The following is a 12,737-nucleotide window of genomic DNA, read 5'->3' as shown; positions in this document are numbered from 1 at the left end:
CCCGGCGTGTTACTTACTGCTGCTGCCGTGGCTGTTTTTGCCCCCTTTCTTGCCAGCTTCAGATGCGCGTTGCGGGTCATTCTTGAAGTTGCCCCCGCTATGCTGGCCACCTTTACGGCCTGCTTCTGATGCTCTTTCACGGTCTTCTGCGAAATTACCTGAACCACCACGATGGTTTGCCATCTCTAACCTCCAGAATGTGAAACATTAGACATCATATTGCATTCAGTAAAAGAGGAATCTTTCACCTCGCAACACAAGGACAGTGCCTTTATCTGTGCCGCGTGAAACTAAGCTTAGTGGAATGCCGCTATCCGGCAAGCCGCAGGTAATATTCTGCAACATGAACTCAGCCTTTCGGGTGAGATGACGCGACGGGGATGCATAAGCCTTTCTTATCATTTCAAAAATCCATCGCCTAAAAGTTGTTTCATTTTGCTACAAAGCCCTCTTGTCATCATATTGTTATAAATCAAAGAAATGCCGTTCATTTTTGCAGTCTGGCTGTGATGGCATATCTTTAAAAGAACGCAGCGATCCGCTGTCAGAAAAACCAACGAGGAGTGATGCAAAATGGCAAAAGTTCTGGTGCTCTATTATTCCATGTATGGACACATTGAAACCATGGCTCACGCGGTAGCAGAAGGTGCAAACAGGGTTGATGGCGTTGAGGTTGTGGTGAAACGCGTACCGGAAACCATGCAGGCGGAAGCCTTCCTGAAAGCCGGGGGGAAAACACAAAACGCCCCGGTCGCCACCCCGCAGGAGCTGGCGGATTATGATGCCATTATCTTCGGCACCCCGACCCGCTTCGGCAATATGTCGGGCCAGATGCGCACCTTCCTCGATCAAACCGGCGGACTTTGGGCATCCGGGGCGCTCTACGGCAAACTCGCCAGCGTATTCAGCTCTACCGGCACCGGCGGCGGTCAGGAGCAGACGATTACCTCAACCTGGACTACCCTTGCTCATCACGGGATGGTGATTGTGCCGATTGGCTACGGCGCGCAGGAGCTGTTTGACGTTTCCCAGGTGCGCGGCGGTACGCCGTACGGCGCAACCACCATTGCCGGTGGGGATGGCTCACGTCAGCCAAGCAATGAAGAACTGGCTATCGCCCGCTATCAGGGTGAATACGTCGCGGGTCTGGCCAAAAAACTGAACGGCTAACACCCAACAGGAGGACAAGCATGCCAACTCAAGAATCCAAAGCTCACCACGTGGGCGAATGGGCAAGTTTACGCAACACCTCTCCGGAGATTGCCGAAGCTATCTTTGAAGTCGCAAAATACGACGAGAAGCTGGCCGAGCAGATTTGGGAGGAAGGTAACGATGAGGTGCTGGTGCGCGCCTTCGAAAAAACGGATAAAGACTCGCTCTTCTGGGGCGAGCAAACCATCGAACGTAAAAACGTCTAAGCGTTTCCCCCCGCCGCAGCGGGGGGTTCTCCTTTACTTCGCCGCGTTATTCATCACCGCATTGAATTTATCGACAGGACAGAAGCCGTTCGCATCCACCGGGCAGCCTTTCAGCTCCAGCGTCACGCGCTGCGCAGGGGACTGCAGCGACAGCACGCTGGCGTTACGCAGCTGCTCTGCGCTCTGGTAGACATACTCAATTTTCATCAGCTCCTGGTTGGCATTTTTGTCATGCCAGCGCTGGAAGACAATCTTGCCGCCAATCGGGGTACGCTCCTGCTGGTCGTGCAGCTGGTACGGTTTGAAATCCAGCGCGGTGAGCAGGGAAGCAATGTTCGAGTCATGCCCCACCAGAAGGGTGATCTTAGGCGCTTTCGCCTGTTCGGTGACCAGGGTTTTATCAATGTACTTCACCAGCGGCTTCGCCACGTTTTGCGCCACCTCGGTAGAGGTAAACAGCGAGTCCTGATAGCCGTTCTTCAGCTTCGACAGCACGCGCCACTGCTGGTCGGTTTTGATTTCGCCCCAGGCCACCTGGTCGGCCGGGAAGCCTTCGTAATACTGCAGCGTAAACGCGTCCACCAGCGAGTTACCCACCTTCAGCGGCCCGGATACGCCAGGCTCTTTTTCATAGTCGGCGCTGAAGGTATCTTTCGCGTCTGCCAGCGAGCAGACCTTTTTCTCCTTGCAGGACGGGGAATCCGCGTAGTTCGTCAGCTGCTCCAGCAGCTTATAGCTTTCACCAAGCTGCATTTTCTGCCGCTCGGACTCCATCGCCTTGAGCGCTTTTTCGCGGAATTCCGGCGAGTTATCGGTAATCACCGGATTGAAGGTCGGATCCATGGTGCCCATTTTTTCCTGATGGTGCACGGGAACGTCGCAGCCCGGGAACGCGCCGGTGATAAAGAACTGCGCGGTGGCGACGGTGCGCTGCAGGCTGTTAGCGTAAGCATAAACGCTATCCGCCGCTGGACACTCTCCCGTCTTCACCATCCCCTGCTGCGCCAGCCACTCGCGCATGTAATGGCCCATATAGACTTCCAGCACGCCCCCCTTGGTGGTGAGCTGGCCGCCCGGCACCTCCCACTCCGGCCACTGCTTCGGCGTGGACTGCTCCAGCACGCTGCCGTTATTGGCCAGCGGCGCGCGCAGGTTATGGCGACTCATGATTAAAACTTGCTCCAGCTGATACCCTTCCGGCGTCTCTTGCGCCTGCACGCCAAACGTTGCTGAAATGGAACCGGCGACTGCCAGCGCGAGTAGTGCTTTTCTCATCCCTAATTCCTCACTCGTTTTAAAATGTCGCGCTCAGTGTGACAGATTGGTGACAATTTTCCGGGAAGCATTTCTCAAACTGATGATTAACCTGCTTACGACGCGCGCAAATTAGTTTTATAATAAAACCACACCCTACCGGAGAATTGACCGTGAAACGTACCCGCCTCGAAGAGAGCACCTGCCCCGTCGCCCGTTCGCTGGATATCATCGGCGACTGGTGGTCGCTGCTGATCGTACGCGACGCGCTGCGCGGGGTTAAACGCTTCGGCGAGTTCCAGAAAAGCCTCGGCATCGCGAAAAACATGCTGACCACGCGGCTAAAACTGCTGGTTGATGAAGGGATCCTCCGGCTCCAGCCCGCGTCCGACGGCAGCGCCTGGCAGGAGTATGTCCTGACCGAGAAAGGGCGCGCCCTGCAAACGGTGCTGGTTGCATTGTCCCAGTGGGGCAATGAATTTTTGTTTGCTGAAAACGAATGCGGCACCGTGCTGGTCGATGCCGAACAGCGCAAACCCCTGCGCAAGCTGGCGCTTATCGCCGACGATGGGCGCGAACTGACGCCTGAAGAGATCGTGGCTAAACTCCCCTCCTGATCGTTCCGGACGGCAAAAGCACAAAACGATCGTCAATATAGTTGCATTATAGAACCAAATGGCAGAGAGTTAATTCAGTTTCATATTGAAACCAAATAACCCACTTTGCCTTGAGGTAACACACGATGACTACGCAAATCACCACCGCCCTGATTACGGGCGCCTCTTCCGGGATCGGTGCCGTCTATGCCGATCGTCTTGCCGCGCGCGGTGCCAACCTGGTGCTGGTTGCCCGCCGCGAGGATCGTCTGAAAACCCTCGCTGCAGACCTGCGCGCGCGCTATGGCGTAGCCGTCGATATTCTGGTCGCCGATCTTACCGATGAAGCCGGGATCCGCGCCGTGGAAGAGGAGCTGCGCAGCAATACCGCCATTGATACGCTCATTAACAACGCAGGCACCGCCCAGATGGCACCGTTCCTCGCGGGCGAGGTGGCGCAGCATCAGGCCATTAACACCCTGAACACCACGGCGCTGATGCGTCTGACCTACGCCATCCTGCCCCGCCTGGCGCAGAACAATCGCGGCACGCTGATCAATATCGCGTCCGTGCTGGCCCTGCACGTGCGGGCGGGCAGCGCGCTCTACAGCGCCACCAAGGCGTGGGTGTTGAGCTTTACCCGTGGGTTACAGGAAGAGTTTGCCGACAGCAGCGTGCGCATTCAGGCCGTACTGCCCGCCGCCACGGCGACCGAAATCTGGAGCCATTCGGGCGTCACGGTGAACGATCTGCCGGAAGGATCGGTGATGACCACCGACGATATGGTGGATGCCTCGCTGGCGGGTCTGGATCAGGGTGAACCGATCACCATCCCGCCGATGCATGACGCAGGCCTGTGGGAGCGCTACGAAGCGGCGCGCCTTGAGCTGTTCAACAGCGCTCGCACCGGCATTCCGGCACCGCGCTACGTAAAACAGTAGCCTAACGCTCCAGCTGGTCGCCGTACTCGCTCATCCAGGCGGCCAGCGGCGAGAGCGCGTCCTGCAGGGTTAACCCCAGCCCGGTGATCTGATACTCCACGCGCGGGGGGATCTCCGGGTAGACCGTCCGCGTCACCAGCCCGCGCTGCTCAAACAGGCGCAGCTGCTTCGTCAGCTCCTTCTGCGTGATGGGGGCTGCGGCACGCAGCAGATCGCCAAAGCGTACGGGCGTGTTGAACACAATCAGGCGGTAGAGAATCGGGATCGCCCACTTACCGGATATCAGGTTGACAAACTGCGTCATCGGGCAGGTATACGCCTCAGATTTTTTTTCGCAGCACACCTCCAGCCTTTCTGCCATAGCACACCTCTTGCCTCGTTAGTATCCATTTGGTACCTGGTTTCCTTTCGATACTAACGTTTCTATAGTGCTTTCTCCAGTGACATTTCAGGAGAAGAACATGGGTCGTTTAACAGATAAATATACGCTGATCACCGGCGGCACCAGCGGCATCGGTCTTGCCACCGCGCAGGCGTTTATCGCCGAAGGCGCGCACGTCGCCGTGACCGGACGTAACCCGGAAACGCTCGCCGAAGCAAAACGTATTCTGGGCGATAAGGCCTGGGTGATCCCGACCGATGCGGGCGATATCGCGTCGCAAAAAGCGCTTGCGGAAACCCTCGCCGCCCGCTGGCCACGCCTGGACGCGGTGTTTCTCAACGCGGGCGACGTGACGCACGCGCCGCTGGAAGCCTGGCAGGAGGATGCCTGGGACCGCCTGATGGGCATCAACCTGAAGGGACCGTTCTTTTTAATTCAGGCGCTGCTGCCGCTGCTGAATAACCCATCGTCGGTGATCCTCTGCGGCTCCGTAAGCGCACGCATCGGCCTGCCCACCAGCAGCGCGTATGCCGCAAGCAAGGCCGCCCTGCTGTCGCTGGCGCGCACGCTGTCGGCGGAGCTGCTGCCGCGCGGGATCCGCGTCAACGGTCTGAGCCCCGGCCCGGTAGAAACCCCGGCGTTTACGAAGACGGGCCTAAGCGATGAGGCGCTTAACGCAATGATGGCAGAGGTCATTAAGCTGGTGCCGCTCGGCAGAATGGGCTCGACGACGGAGCTGGCAAAAGCCGCGCTCTATCTGGCGTCCGACGAGTCGAGCTACACGGTGGGAACGGAGCTGCTGGTCGACGGCGGAATGGGGAGTTTGTAACTCAAAAGGCGCTGATGCTGGTGACGATGCCGACATACAGCGCCGCCCATACGCAGGCGGAAAGCAGGCTGACGGCGTAGACCTTTGCTGCATTCAGCCTGAGCATCCCCGCCGCCAGCGGGACGATGTAACGCAGGACCGCCAGAAAGCGCGACGTAAACAGCACGATGACCCCGTTCTTTTGCAGCTGATGCTGCACCCGCAAGAACTTATCGGCATGCTTTGAGGTAAAACGCGTGACCAGCCGGGTGTGCCCCATCAGCTGGCCAATATGGTAGTTCAGCACCGAACCCGCCGCTGCTCCCATTACCACGGCGAGCCACGCCAGCGCGGGATGCATGGTCGCCTGGCTGACGGTTATGCCCGCCAGCAGCATCACCGAGGCGGGCGGCAGCACGGAGGAGATCAGCACCGTCGATTTACTCAGCGCCATCATAAATAGCAGCGCGAAAAGATGTGCCGGATACAGCGCAAAATGATTCAGCAGATTATCAAACCACGCCATTTTCCTCTCCTCCGTTGATTATATAATCCTCCATTAGAAATGAATTACCTTAAATAAACCGTCAACGCTTTATTAATAAGATTCTCCTAAACCGTTCTTAAACATTATTTAATTTCCCGAGCGGCAATATCAAATAAGCGTATTATTTCTCACGTTTTACAACGATCTCGTTATGGCGAGGCTCCTGTACAAATACACGTTATCGCTCTGGTAGGTTCGAGAGAACCGGCACAGGGTAAAACAGGCACTGTCGAATCAAGGCTTTGTCAGTATAACTTCCCTCACGGGATACGGTGTACAGTGCTGAACCCAGGACGTGGGGATCTCCTCTTCGACATGCCCTGTCTTGCTCGCCCCTGAGAGATGTTATTATTCAAAGGGAATTCACTATGTCTTACGCTATTCACAACCAAAACCTGGCATTCAATGACAGCGCGATCGCGCAATATATGAATACCGATTTTATTGTCCTCGATATTTCATTATGCGTGGCGCTGGCGCGCGAGCAATTCTTCGAAAAATTAAAAGCCGACGATATTCCGTCTCATATTTTTATTGAAGACAATGGCCGCCTGGCGGGTATGATTGCCGTGCGTAAATTGCTGCAGACCGCCGACACGGTACAGCCGGTGAAATCGCTGATGATTTCGCAGTTTTTGCAGGTAAAACCGGAGGATGAACGTGCTGACGTTGCCGGGCTGCTGGCGCACGGCGGCGCGGACGTGGTGCCCGTGGTCACCCACGGCAAGCTGGTCGGCTGCCTGACCGAGCGCGAAATCGCCCATCTGCTGGAAGATGACGTCACCGAAGATGCTCAGCTTCAGGGGGCGACGCTGCCGCTGGAGAAGCCCTATCTGGACACTAGCCCGTACAGCCTGTGGAAGAAACGCTCCGTCTGGCTGCTGCTGCTGTTTGTCGCGGAGGCCTATACCAGCTCGGTGATCCAGCATTTTGAAGAGGCGCTGGAGTCCGCCATCGCGCTGGCGTTCTTTATTCCGCTGCTGATCGGCACGGGCGGCAACAGCGGGACGCAGATCACTTCCACGCTGGTGCGCGCCATGGCGCTGGGGGAAGTCCGTCTGCGCGACGTTGGCCGCGTGCTGCGTAAAGAGATGACCACCTCGCTGATGATTGCCGCCACGCTCGGTATCGCCGGGTGTATCCGCGCCTGGATGATGGGGATTGGGCTGGAAATCACGCTTATCGTCAGCCTGACGCTGGTGTGCATTACGCTGTGGAGCGCGATTGTGTCGTCCGTCATCCCAATGGTGCTCAAGCGCTGCGGCATTGACCCGGCGGTCGTCTCCGCGCCGTTTATCGCGACGCTTATCGACGGCACCGGGCTGATTATCTACTTCAAAATTGCCCAGTACACCCTGGGGCTGGAGTAATGGGATTCCTTGCCGGGTGGCGCTGCCGCTTACCCGGCCTACCCATCCCGTAGGCCCGTGCAAGCGTAGCGCCGCCGGGCACTACTCAGATCGCACCAAGCGCTCTCACCGCCCGCCCAAACGCCTCAATCGCCAGGGCAACATCCTCAGCCATCACCGATTCCGCCGGATGGTGGCTGACACCCCCTTTGCAGCGCACAAACAGCATGCCGACCGGCCAGCGTTCTGCCAGCGCGATGGTGTCATGCCCGGCACCGCTCGGCAGCGATAATGAACGCCCCTGCACCGACGCAACGGCGTCCGCCAACAGATGCTGCAAACGCGCATCGCACGGCGTGGCGGCGATACGGTAAAACTCCTCTGCGCTGAAGCTCAGCCCGCGACGAGCGGCAATGGCCTGCGCCTGCGCCAGCAGTTCCGCGAGCAGCGCGTCAAGCGGGCCGTCCTGCGGGCCGCGAATATCCAGAGAGAGCGCAACCTCGCCCGGGATCACGTTGACTGCGCCGGGCAGGCAGCGCAGCTCCCCGACCGTCGCCACCCGATTACCGCCCTGCTGTCGGGTGGTGTTTTCGATCAGCACCATCCATTCGGCGGCGGCGGCCAGGGCATCCTTACGGTGATTCATCGGCACGGTTCCCGCGTGTCCGGCCTCCCCGGTGAAGTGGCAGTTGAGGCGGCGCGCGCCGTTAATGGCTTCCACCACGCCCAGCGCCAGACCTTCCTGCTCCAGACACGGCCCCTGTTCGATGTGCAGTTCCAGACAGGCGCTGAAATCGTCCTGATGGCGTGCCGCGAGCGCCACGCGGGCGGGATCGAGCCCCGCCTGCACCATCGCCTGCGCCACGCTGATGCCGCTGGCATCGCAGGTCTCCAGCCAGCCCTGCGGCCAGGTGCCCGTGATGCCCCGGCTGCCTAGCAGGGTGATGCCAAAACGGGTCCCCTCTTCGTCGCCAAACCCGACAATCTCGATGGCCTGCGCCAGATGCAGCCCCTGCTGATGCAGGCTGTCCACCACCTCAATGGCGGTGAGCACCCCGAGCATGCCGTCGTAGCGCCCGGCGTTGCGCACGGTGTCCAGATGCGAGCCGAGCAGCACCGCCTGCGCCCCTTCCTGCGCGCCCTCATAGCGTCCACAGATATTGCCCACGCTGTCCTGCCAGACGGTCATTCCCGCCTGGCGCATCCACTCTCCGACCAGCTGGTTGGCCTGCAGATGCTGGGTGGAAAGATAGACCCTTGTCAGCGCATCCGGGGTTTCGCTGATGGCGGCCAGCGCGTCGGCGCGCGCCATCACCCGTTCTGCCGCCGGACTCATTGCGGCGTCTCGCGGCGATAGTGGTCCCACGCGGCCTGCATGGCGGCACCCTGCGTGGTGGTGAATTTCAGGTAGTTCAGCACCGACTCCAGCGCGCTCAGGGTGGTCATCACGCAGTCTTTGCGCGCGTTGTAGCCCATGGTGCCAATCCGCCACACCTTGCCGTGCAGCGGGCCAAACGAGGTGCCGATTTCAATCCCGAAATCCTCCAGCATCAGCTTACGCACCTGGTCGCCGTTGACGCCCTGCGGGATAACCACGCCCAGCACGTTGTTCATCTTGTGCTTCAGATCGCCGAAGGTCTCCAGCCCCATCGCCTGAATGCCCTTCAGCAGCGCATCGCCGTGCAGCTTATGGCGGGCGATGCCGTTATCCAGCCCTTCCTGCAGGATCAGCCGCGCGCATTCGCGAGCGCCAAACAGCGCGGTGGTCGCTTCGGTGTGGTGGTTCAGCCGCTCCGGTCCCCAGTAGTCCATCACCATGCCGAGATCGAAGTAGTTGGAGTAGATCATCTCCTCGTCGCCGTCGCGGTGGGCGTCGGTGCGAATGCCCTCCTCAACGCATTTGCGGCGGCGGATCGTCTCCTCCATGCGCGCGCTCAGGGTGATCGGCGACGTGCCCGACGGGCCGCCGAGGCATTTCTGCATCCCGGCCGAGACGGCATCCAGCCCCCAGGCGTCGGTCTCCAGCGCGTTGCCGCCGAGCGACGCGGTGGCATCGGTGTAAAACAGCACGTCGTAGCGGCGGCAGATGGCACCCAGCTCGGCGAGCGGCTGCAGCATGGTGGTGGAGGTGTCGCCCTGCACGGTCAGCAGCAGGCGCGGGCGAATACGCTTAATCGCATCCTCAACCTGGTCCGGGGTGAACACCTCGCCCCACGGCACCTCGATGGTATGCACCTCCGCGCGGCAGCGGCGGGCAATTTCGCACAGCAGATGACCAAAGCGGCCAAAGACCGGCACCAGCACCTTATCTCCCGGGCGAATGGCGGAGACCAGAATGGCTTCAATTCCCGCGCGGGAGGTGCCGTCCACCAGCATCGTCCAGCGGTTCTCGGTGCGGAACACGCCGCGATAGAGCGCCATCACCTCGTTCATGTAGTGGGTCATGGCCGGATCGTACTGGCCGATCAACTGGCTCGACATGGCGCGCAGCACGCGCGGGTCGGCGTTGATCGGGCCCGGCCCCATCAGCAGGCGCTGGGGCGGGTTGATTTGCGGAAAGCGTGCGATATCCATTTTTCAGTCCTTATCAGTTGAGGCCGCGCACGGAGGAGATGAACTGCTTCAGTTCCGTGGTCTGCGGGTTGGCGAACAGCGTTTTGCTGTCGCCCTGCTCCCAGACTTTCCCCTGGTGCATAAACACCACGCGGTCGCCCACTTCGCGGGCAAAATTCATTTCATGGGTAACCAGTATGAGCGTCATCCCCTCGGCCGCCAGCTGCTCCAGCACCTTGAGCACTTCGCCCACCAGCTCCGGGTCAAGCGCGGAGGTGATCTCGTCACAGAGTAAAACTTTAGGCGACATGGCCAGCGCCCGGGCAATCGCCACGCGCTGCTGCTGGCCGCCGGAGAGGCTCGACGGGTAGTAATCCAGACGATCGCCTAAGCCCACTTTCTCCAGCATCTGCTGCGCCAGCTCGCGGCATTCGGCGGCGCTTTTCTTCAGCACCCGACGCGGGGCGAGCATCACGTTTTCCAGCGCCGTCATGTGCGGGAACAGGTTGAAGCTCTGGAACACCATCCCGACCGAGCGGCTGATTTCCCGCGCCTGAGAATCCCGGTCGGTAATGGTCATGCCGCCCAGCTTGATGCTGCCGTCCTGATAGCCTTCCAGTCCGTTGATGCAGCGCAGCAGCGTGCTTTTGCCCGATCCGCTGCGCCCGATGATGGAGATCACCTGGCCCATGTCGATATCCAGATCGACGCCCTTGAGCACGTGGTTATCGCCGTAGTACTTCTGCACCTGATTAATGGTGATGAGAGGCATTGAATTTCGTCTCCAGATAGCGGCTGTAGCGCGACAGCGGATAACACAGAATAAAGTAGCCGAGCGCCACCAGCGCAAAGACCTTAAACGGCTGATACGTCACGTTGGTCAGCATGGTCCCGGCCTTGGTCAGCTCGATAAAGCCGATAATCGACGCCAGCGCGGTGCCCTTGATCACCTGCACGGCAAAGCCGACCGTCGGGGCGATGCCGATGCGCAGCGCCTGCGGGGCGACCACGCGAAACAGGGTCTGGCCAAAGGTCAGCCCCAGGCAGCGCGAGGCTTCCCACTGCCCTTTCGGCAGCGCGCGAATGCTACCGAACCAGATGTCGAGCAGAAACGCGCTGGTGTAGAAGGTGAGCGCCAGCGAGGCGGCGGTCCACGGCGAAACGTCGATGCCGAATAGCGCCACGCCGAAGAAGGCCAGGAACAGCTGCATCAGCAGCGGCGTGCCCTGAAAAAGCTCAATATAGCCGCGGATGATGCGCTTCACCGCCCGCCCGCCGGTGAGGCGCAGCAGCAGGAGCGGCAGCGTCACCGCCGCCCCGCCGACAAACGCCACCAGCGACAGCAGCACCGTCCAGCGTCCGGCCAGCAGCAGGTTGCGAATAATGTCCCAGTCGGTAAAGGTGGTCATCATGCCTGCACCCCCAGCCATTTCCGTCCTGCCGCCATCATCAGCTGGCGCAGGGTAATCGACAGCGCTAAGTAAATCCCGGTTGTCACCAGATAGACCTCAAAGCTCAGAAACGTTCTGGACTGGATCAGGTTGGCGGCGAAGGTCAGCTCTTCATACGAGACCTGCGACACCACCGACGAGCCGAGCATCACGATGATGCACTGGCTCACCAGCGCCGGGTAAATGCGCTGCAGCGCGGGCGGCAGCACCACGCGAATAAAGGTCTGCATGCGGGTCAGCCCCAGCACGCGTCCGGCTTCCCACTGCCCTTTTGGCGTGACCTGAATGCCCGCGCGGATAATCTCGGTGCTGTAGGCGCCGAGGTTCACCACCATGGCCAGCAGCGCCGCTTCCCCCGCCGTCATCTTCAGTCCCAGATTCGGCAGGCCGAAGACGATGAAAAACAGCTGCACCACAAACGGCGTATTGCGGATGATTTCCACGTACGCGCCCCAGATCCGGCTGAACCAGGTGGTGCGTCCGCTGCGGATCGCCGCCCCGAAAATCCCTATTGCCAGCCCGCCGACGGTCGCCATCACCGTCAGCTGAACGGTGACCCACAGCCCCGCCAGCAGCTCCGGCCAGTGCGGCCAGAGCGCGGAGAAATCAAGTTGCTCAGTCATCGGCTCAGGCGCCAAGGTTTGCCGGCAGCGGGGCCTTCAGCCATTGCTCAGACAGGCCGTTCAGCGTGCCGTCCTTGATGCCCTGCTCAATCAGCGCATCCACTTTTGCCTTCAGGGCCGGTTCGTTTTTCTTCAGCCCAATAAAGCACGGCGAATCTTTCAGCATAAAGCTCGGCACGGGGGCTTTATCCGCGTTCTGGCGCGAAATAGCCGCCACCACGAGGTTGCCGGTTGCCACGTACTGCACCTGTCCGGAGAGGTAGGCGGAGAGCGTGGTGTTGTTATCTTCGTAGCGCTTCACGTCCGCGTCTTTCGGCGCCAGGCCGGTCAGCACCATGTCCTCCACCGCTCCGCGCGTCACGCCGATGGTTTTTCCGCTCAGCGCGGCGGCGTCCTTCAGCTCGGCCCCTTTCGGCCCAAACACGCCGAGGAAGAACGGCGCGTAGGCGCGGCTGAAGTCGATCACCTTCTCGCGCTCCGGGTTTTTACCGAGGCTTGAAATGACCAGATCCACCTTATCGGTTTGCAGGTAAGGCACGCGGTTGGCGCTGGTCACCGGCACCAGCTGCAGCTTGAGCTTCATCTGTTTGGCCAGATAGCGCGCCATGTCGATGTCATAGCCCTGCGGCTGCAGATCGGTCCCCACCGAGCCAAACGGCGGGAAGTCCTGCGGAACGGCAATGCGAATGGTGCCGCGCTTCTCGATATCCTGAAGCTGGTCAGCCTTTGCCGGCAGCTGTGTGAAGAGGCATGCGGCCCCGGCCAGTGCAATCAACAATTTTTTCATGGTGCTTCCCCGTAACGTTAACATGAAA

The 12,737-nt window shown here is 59.9% G+C and carries 16 protein-coding genes and 1 riboswitch; of the genes, 6 read left to right on the top strand and 10 right to left on the bottom strand.

Translation table 11 applies throughout. The features are described 5' to 3' along the window. Nucleotides 1-9: 9 nt before the first annotated feature. A complete protein-coding gene (locus AC2TE5_RS08080; protein ID WP_024909630.1) occupies nucleotides 10-183 on the bottom strand; it encodes a con-10 family general stress protein in 174 nt (57 codons plus the stop codon). A gap of 390 nt (nucleotides 184-573) precedes the next feature. On the opposite strand from AC2TE5_RS08080, the gene wrbA reads away from it, so the two are divergent. Next, on the top strand, nucleotides 574-1,170 hold the full coding sequence (wrbA, locus tag AC2TE5_RS08075; protein ID WP_198885131.1) for an NAD(P)H:quinone oxidoreductase: 597 nt from the start codon (nucleotides 574-576) through the stop codon (nucleotides 1,168-1,170). Between the two features lie 20 nt (nucleotides 1,171-1,190). Then, nucleotides 1,191-1,418 carry a YccJ family protein gene (locus AC2TE5_RS08070; RefSeq protein ID WP_008499832.1) on the top strand — a complete coding sequence of 76 codons (228 nt, stop codon included), beginning with the start codon at nucleotides 1,191-1,193 and terminating at the stop codon, nucleotides 1,416-1,418. Between the two features lie 33 nt (nucleotides 1,419-1,451). Here the strand turns inward: AC2TE5_RS08070 and agp are convergent, their stop codons facing one another. Then, the gene (gene agp / locus AC2TE5_RS08065; protein WP_484612994.1) at nucleotides 1,452-2,693 is read right to left on the bottom strand and encodes a bifunctional glucose-1-phosphatase/inositol phosphatase; all 1,242 of its coding nucleotides are present in this window, start codon (nucleotides 2,691-2,693) and stop codon (nucleotides 1,452-1,454) included. A gap of 152 nt (nucleotides 2,694-2,845) precedes the next feature. On the opposite strand from agp, the gene AC2TE5_RS08060 reads away from it, so the two are divergent. Together AC2TE5_RS08060 and AC2TE5_RS08055 are read left to right on the top strand one after the other, a co-directional pair. Beyond that, entirely contained in the window at nucleotides 2,846-3,289 is a 444-nt protein-coding gene (locus tag AC2TE5_RS08060) for a winged helix-turn-helix transcriptional regulator (protein ID WP_213328296.1), read from the top strand. A 125-nt stretch (nucleotides 3,290-3,414) separates the two neighbouring features. After that, entirely contained in the window at nucleotides 3,415-4,209 is a 795-nt protein-coding gene (locus AC2TE5_RS08055) for an SDR family NAD(P)-dependent oxidoreductase (protein WP_331412693.1), read from the top strand. A 1-nt stretch (nucleotide 4,210) separates the two neighbouring features. Here AC2TE5_RS08055 and AC2TE5_RS08050 read toward each other — a convergent pair whose 3' ends face one another. Next, on the bottom strand, nucleotides 4,211-4,570 hold the full coding sequence (locus AC2TE5_RS08050) for a winged helix-turn-helix transcriptional regulator (protein ID WP_202774956.1): 360 nt from the start codon (nucleotides 4,568-4,570) through the stop codon (nucleotides 4,211-4,213). Nucleotides 4,571-4,670: 100 nt separating this feature from the next. On the opposite strand from AC2TE5_RS08050, the gene AC2TE5_RS08045 reads away from it, so the two are divergent. Beyond that, the gene (locus AC2TE5_RS08045; protein ID WP_484612993.1) at nucleotides 4,671-5,420 is read left to right on the top strand and encodes an SDR family oxidoreductase; all 750 of its coding nucleotides are present in this window, start codon (nucleotides 4,671-4,673) and stop codon (nucleotides 5,418-5,420) included. 1 nt (nucleotide 5,421) lies between these two features. On the opposite strand, the gene AC2TE5_RS08040 is transcribed toward AC2TE5_RS08045, so the two are convergent. Then, nucleotides 5,422-5,925, bottom strand: a complete 504-nt coding sequence (locus tag AC2TE5_RS08040; protein ID WP_484612992.1) for a DedA family protein — start codon at nucleotides 5,923-5,925, stop codon at nucleotides 5,422-5,424. Nucleotides 5,926-6,084: 159 nt separating this feature from the next. Next, a riboswitch (M-box (ykoK) riboswitch) is annotated at nucleotides 6,085-6,254 on the top strand. 60 nt (nucleotides 6,255-6,314) lie between these two features. Here AC2TE5_RS08040 and AC2TE5_RS08035 point away from each other — a divergent pair. Continuing rightward, nucleotides 6,315-7,316 (top strand): magnesium transporter, encoded by a 1,002-nt coding sequence (locus AC2TE5_RS08035; RefSeq protein ID WP_484612991.1) that lies wholly within the window; start codon nucleotides 6,315-6,317, stop codon nucleotides 7,314-7,316. Nucleotides 7,317-7,401: 85 nt separating this feature from the next. On the opposite strand, the gene hpxK is transcribed toward AC2TE5_RS08035, so the two are convergent. From hpxK to AC2TE5_RS08005, 6 genes are read right to left on the bottom strand one after another with little or no spacing between them, the layout of a single operon-like run. Beyond that, the gene (gene hpxK, locus AC2TE5_RS08030; protein WP_484612990.1) at nucleotides 7,402-8,631 is read right to left on the bottom strand and encodes an allantoate amidohydrolase; all 1,230 of its coding nucleotides are present in this window, start codon (nucleotides 8,629-8,631) and stop codon (nucleotides 7,402-7,404) included. Next, entirely contained in the window at nucleotides 8,628-9,869 is a 1,242-nt protein-coding gene (locus AC2TE5_RS08025; RefSeq protein ID WP_484612989.1) for a pyridoxal-phosphate-dependent aminotransferase family protein, read from the bottom strand. The genes hpxK and AC2TE5_RS08025 overlap by 4 nt, the downstream gene beginning before the upstream one ends. Nucleotides 9,870-9,882: 13 nt before the next feature. Then, nucleotides 9,883-10,620: an amino acid ABC transporter ATP-binding protein gene (locus AC2TE5_RS08020; RefSeq protein ID WP_032638731.1), complete on the bottom strand. Its 738-nt coding sequence runs from the start codon at nucleotides 10,618-10,620 to the stop codon at nucleotides 9,883-9,885. Next, the gene (locus AC2TE5_RS08015) at nucleotides 10,601-11,257 is read right to left on the bottom strand and encodes an amino acid ABC transporter permease (RefSeq protein ID WP_010429434.1); all 657 of its coding nucleotides are present in this window, start codon (nucleotides 11,255-11,257) and stop codon (nucleotides 10,601-10,603) included. Before AC2TE5_RS08015 ends, AC2TE5_RS08020 begins: the two co-directional genes overlap by 20 nt. Further along, the gene (locus AC2TE5_RS08010; protein ID WP_484612988.1) at nucleotides 11,257-11,922 is read right to left on the bottom strand and encodes an amino acid ABC transporter permease; all 666 of its coding nucleotides are present in this window, start codon (nucleotides 11,920-11,922) and stop codon (nucleotides 11,257-11,259) included. The genes AC2TE5_RS08015 and AC2TE5_RS08010 overlap by 1 nt, the downstream gene beginning before the upstream one ends. A gap of 4 nt (nucleotides 11,923-11,926) precedes the next feature. Further along, the gene (locus AC2TE5_RS08005; RefSeq protein WP_023311064.1) at nucleotides 11,927-12,709 is read right to left on the bottom strand and encodes a transporter substrate-binding domain-containing protein; all 783 of its coding nucleotides are present in this window, start codon (nucleotides 12,707-12,709) and stop codon (nucleotides 11,927-11,929) included. Nucleotides 12,710-12,737 lie beyond the last annotated feature (28 nt).

The organism is Enterobacter sp. N5-15 (genome assembly GCF_057221635.1).
Note: the sequence above shows the minus strand (reverse complement) of the source record. Positions and strands in the feature narration are given on the sequence as shown.

Coding starts and splice junctions, on each gene's coding strand:
- AC2TE5_RS08080 (WP_024909630.1), bottom strand. CDS start 183: ATGGCAAACCATCGTGGTGGTTCAGGTAATTTCGCAGAAGACCGTGAA.
- AC2TE5_RS08070 (WP_008499832.1), top strand. CDS start 1,191: ATGCCAACTCAAGAATCCAAAGCTCACCACGTGGGCGAATGGGCAAGT.
- AC2TE5_RS08015 (WP_010429434.1), bottom strand. CDS start 11,257: ATGACCACCTTTACCGACTGGGACATTATTCGCAACCTGCTGCTGGCC.
- AC2TE5_RS08055 (WP_331412693.1), top strand. CDS start 3,415: ATGACTACGCAAATCACCACCGCCCTGATTACGGGCGCCTCTTCCGGG.
- AC2TE5_RS08020 (WP_032638731.1), bottom strand. CDS start 10,620: ATGCCTCTCATCACCATTAATCAGGTGCAGAAGTACTACGGCGATAAC.
- AC2TE5_RS08050 (WP_202774956.1), bottom strand. CDS start 4,570: ATGGCAGAAAGGCTGGAGGTGTGCTGCGAAAAAAAATCTGAGGCGTAT.
- hpxK (WP_484612990.1), bottom strand. CDS start 8,631: ATGAGTCCGGCGGCAGAACGGGTGATGGCGCGCGCCGACGCGCTGGCC.
- AC2TE5_RS08045 (WP_484612993.1), top strand. CDS start 4,671: ATGGGTCGTTTAACAGATAAATATACGCTGATCACCGGCGGCACCAGC.
- AC2TE5_RS08035 (WP_484612991.1), top strand. CDS start 6,315: ATGTCTTACGCTATTCACAACCAAAACCTGGCATTCAATGACAGCGCG.
- AC2TE5_RS08040 (WP_484612992.1), bottom strand. CDS start 5,925: ATGGCGTGGTTTGATAATCTGCTGAATCATTTTGCGCTGTATCCGGCA.
- wrbA (WP_198885131.1), top strand. CDS start 574: ATGGCAAAAGTTCTGGTGCTCTATTATTCCATGTATGGACACATTGAA.
- AC2TE5_RS08025 (WP_484612989.1), bottom strand. CDS start 9,869: ATGGATATCGCACGCTTTCCGCAAATCAACCCGCCCCAGCGCCTGCTG.
- agp (WP_484612994.1), bottom strand. CDS start 2,693: ATGAGAAAAGCACTACTCGCGCTGGCAGTCGCCGGTTCCATTTCAGCA.
- AC2TE5_RS08010 (WP_484612988.1), bottom strand. CDS start 11,922: ATGACTGAGCAACTTGATTTCTCCGCGCTCTGGCCGCACTGGCCGGAG.
- AC2TE5_RS08005 (WP_023311064.1), bottom strand. CDS start 12,709: ATGAAAAAATTGTTGATTGCACTGGCCGGGGCCGCATGCCTCTTCACA.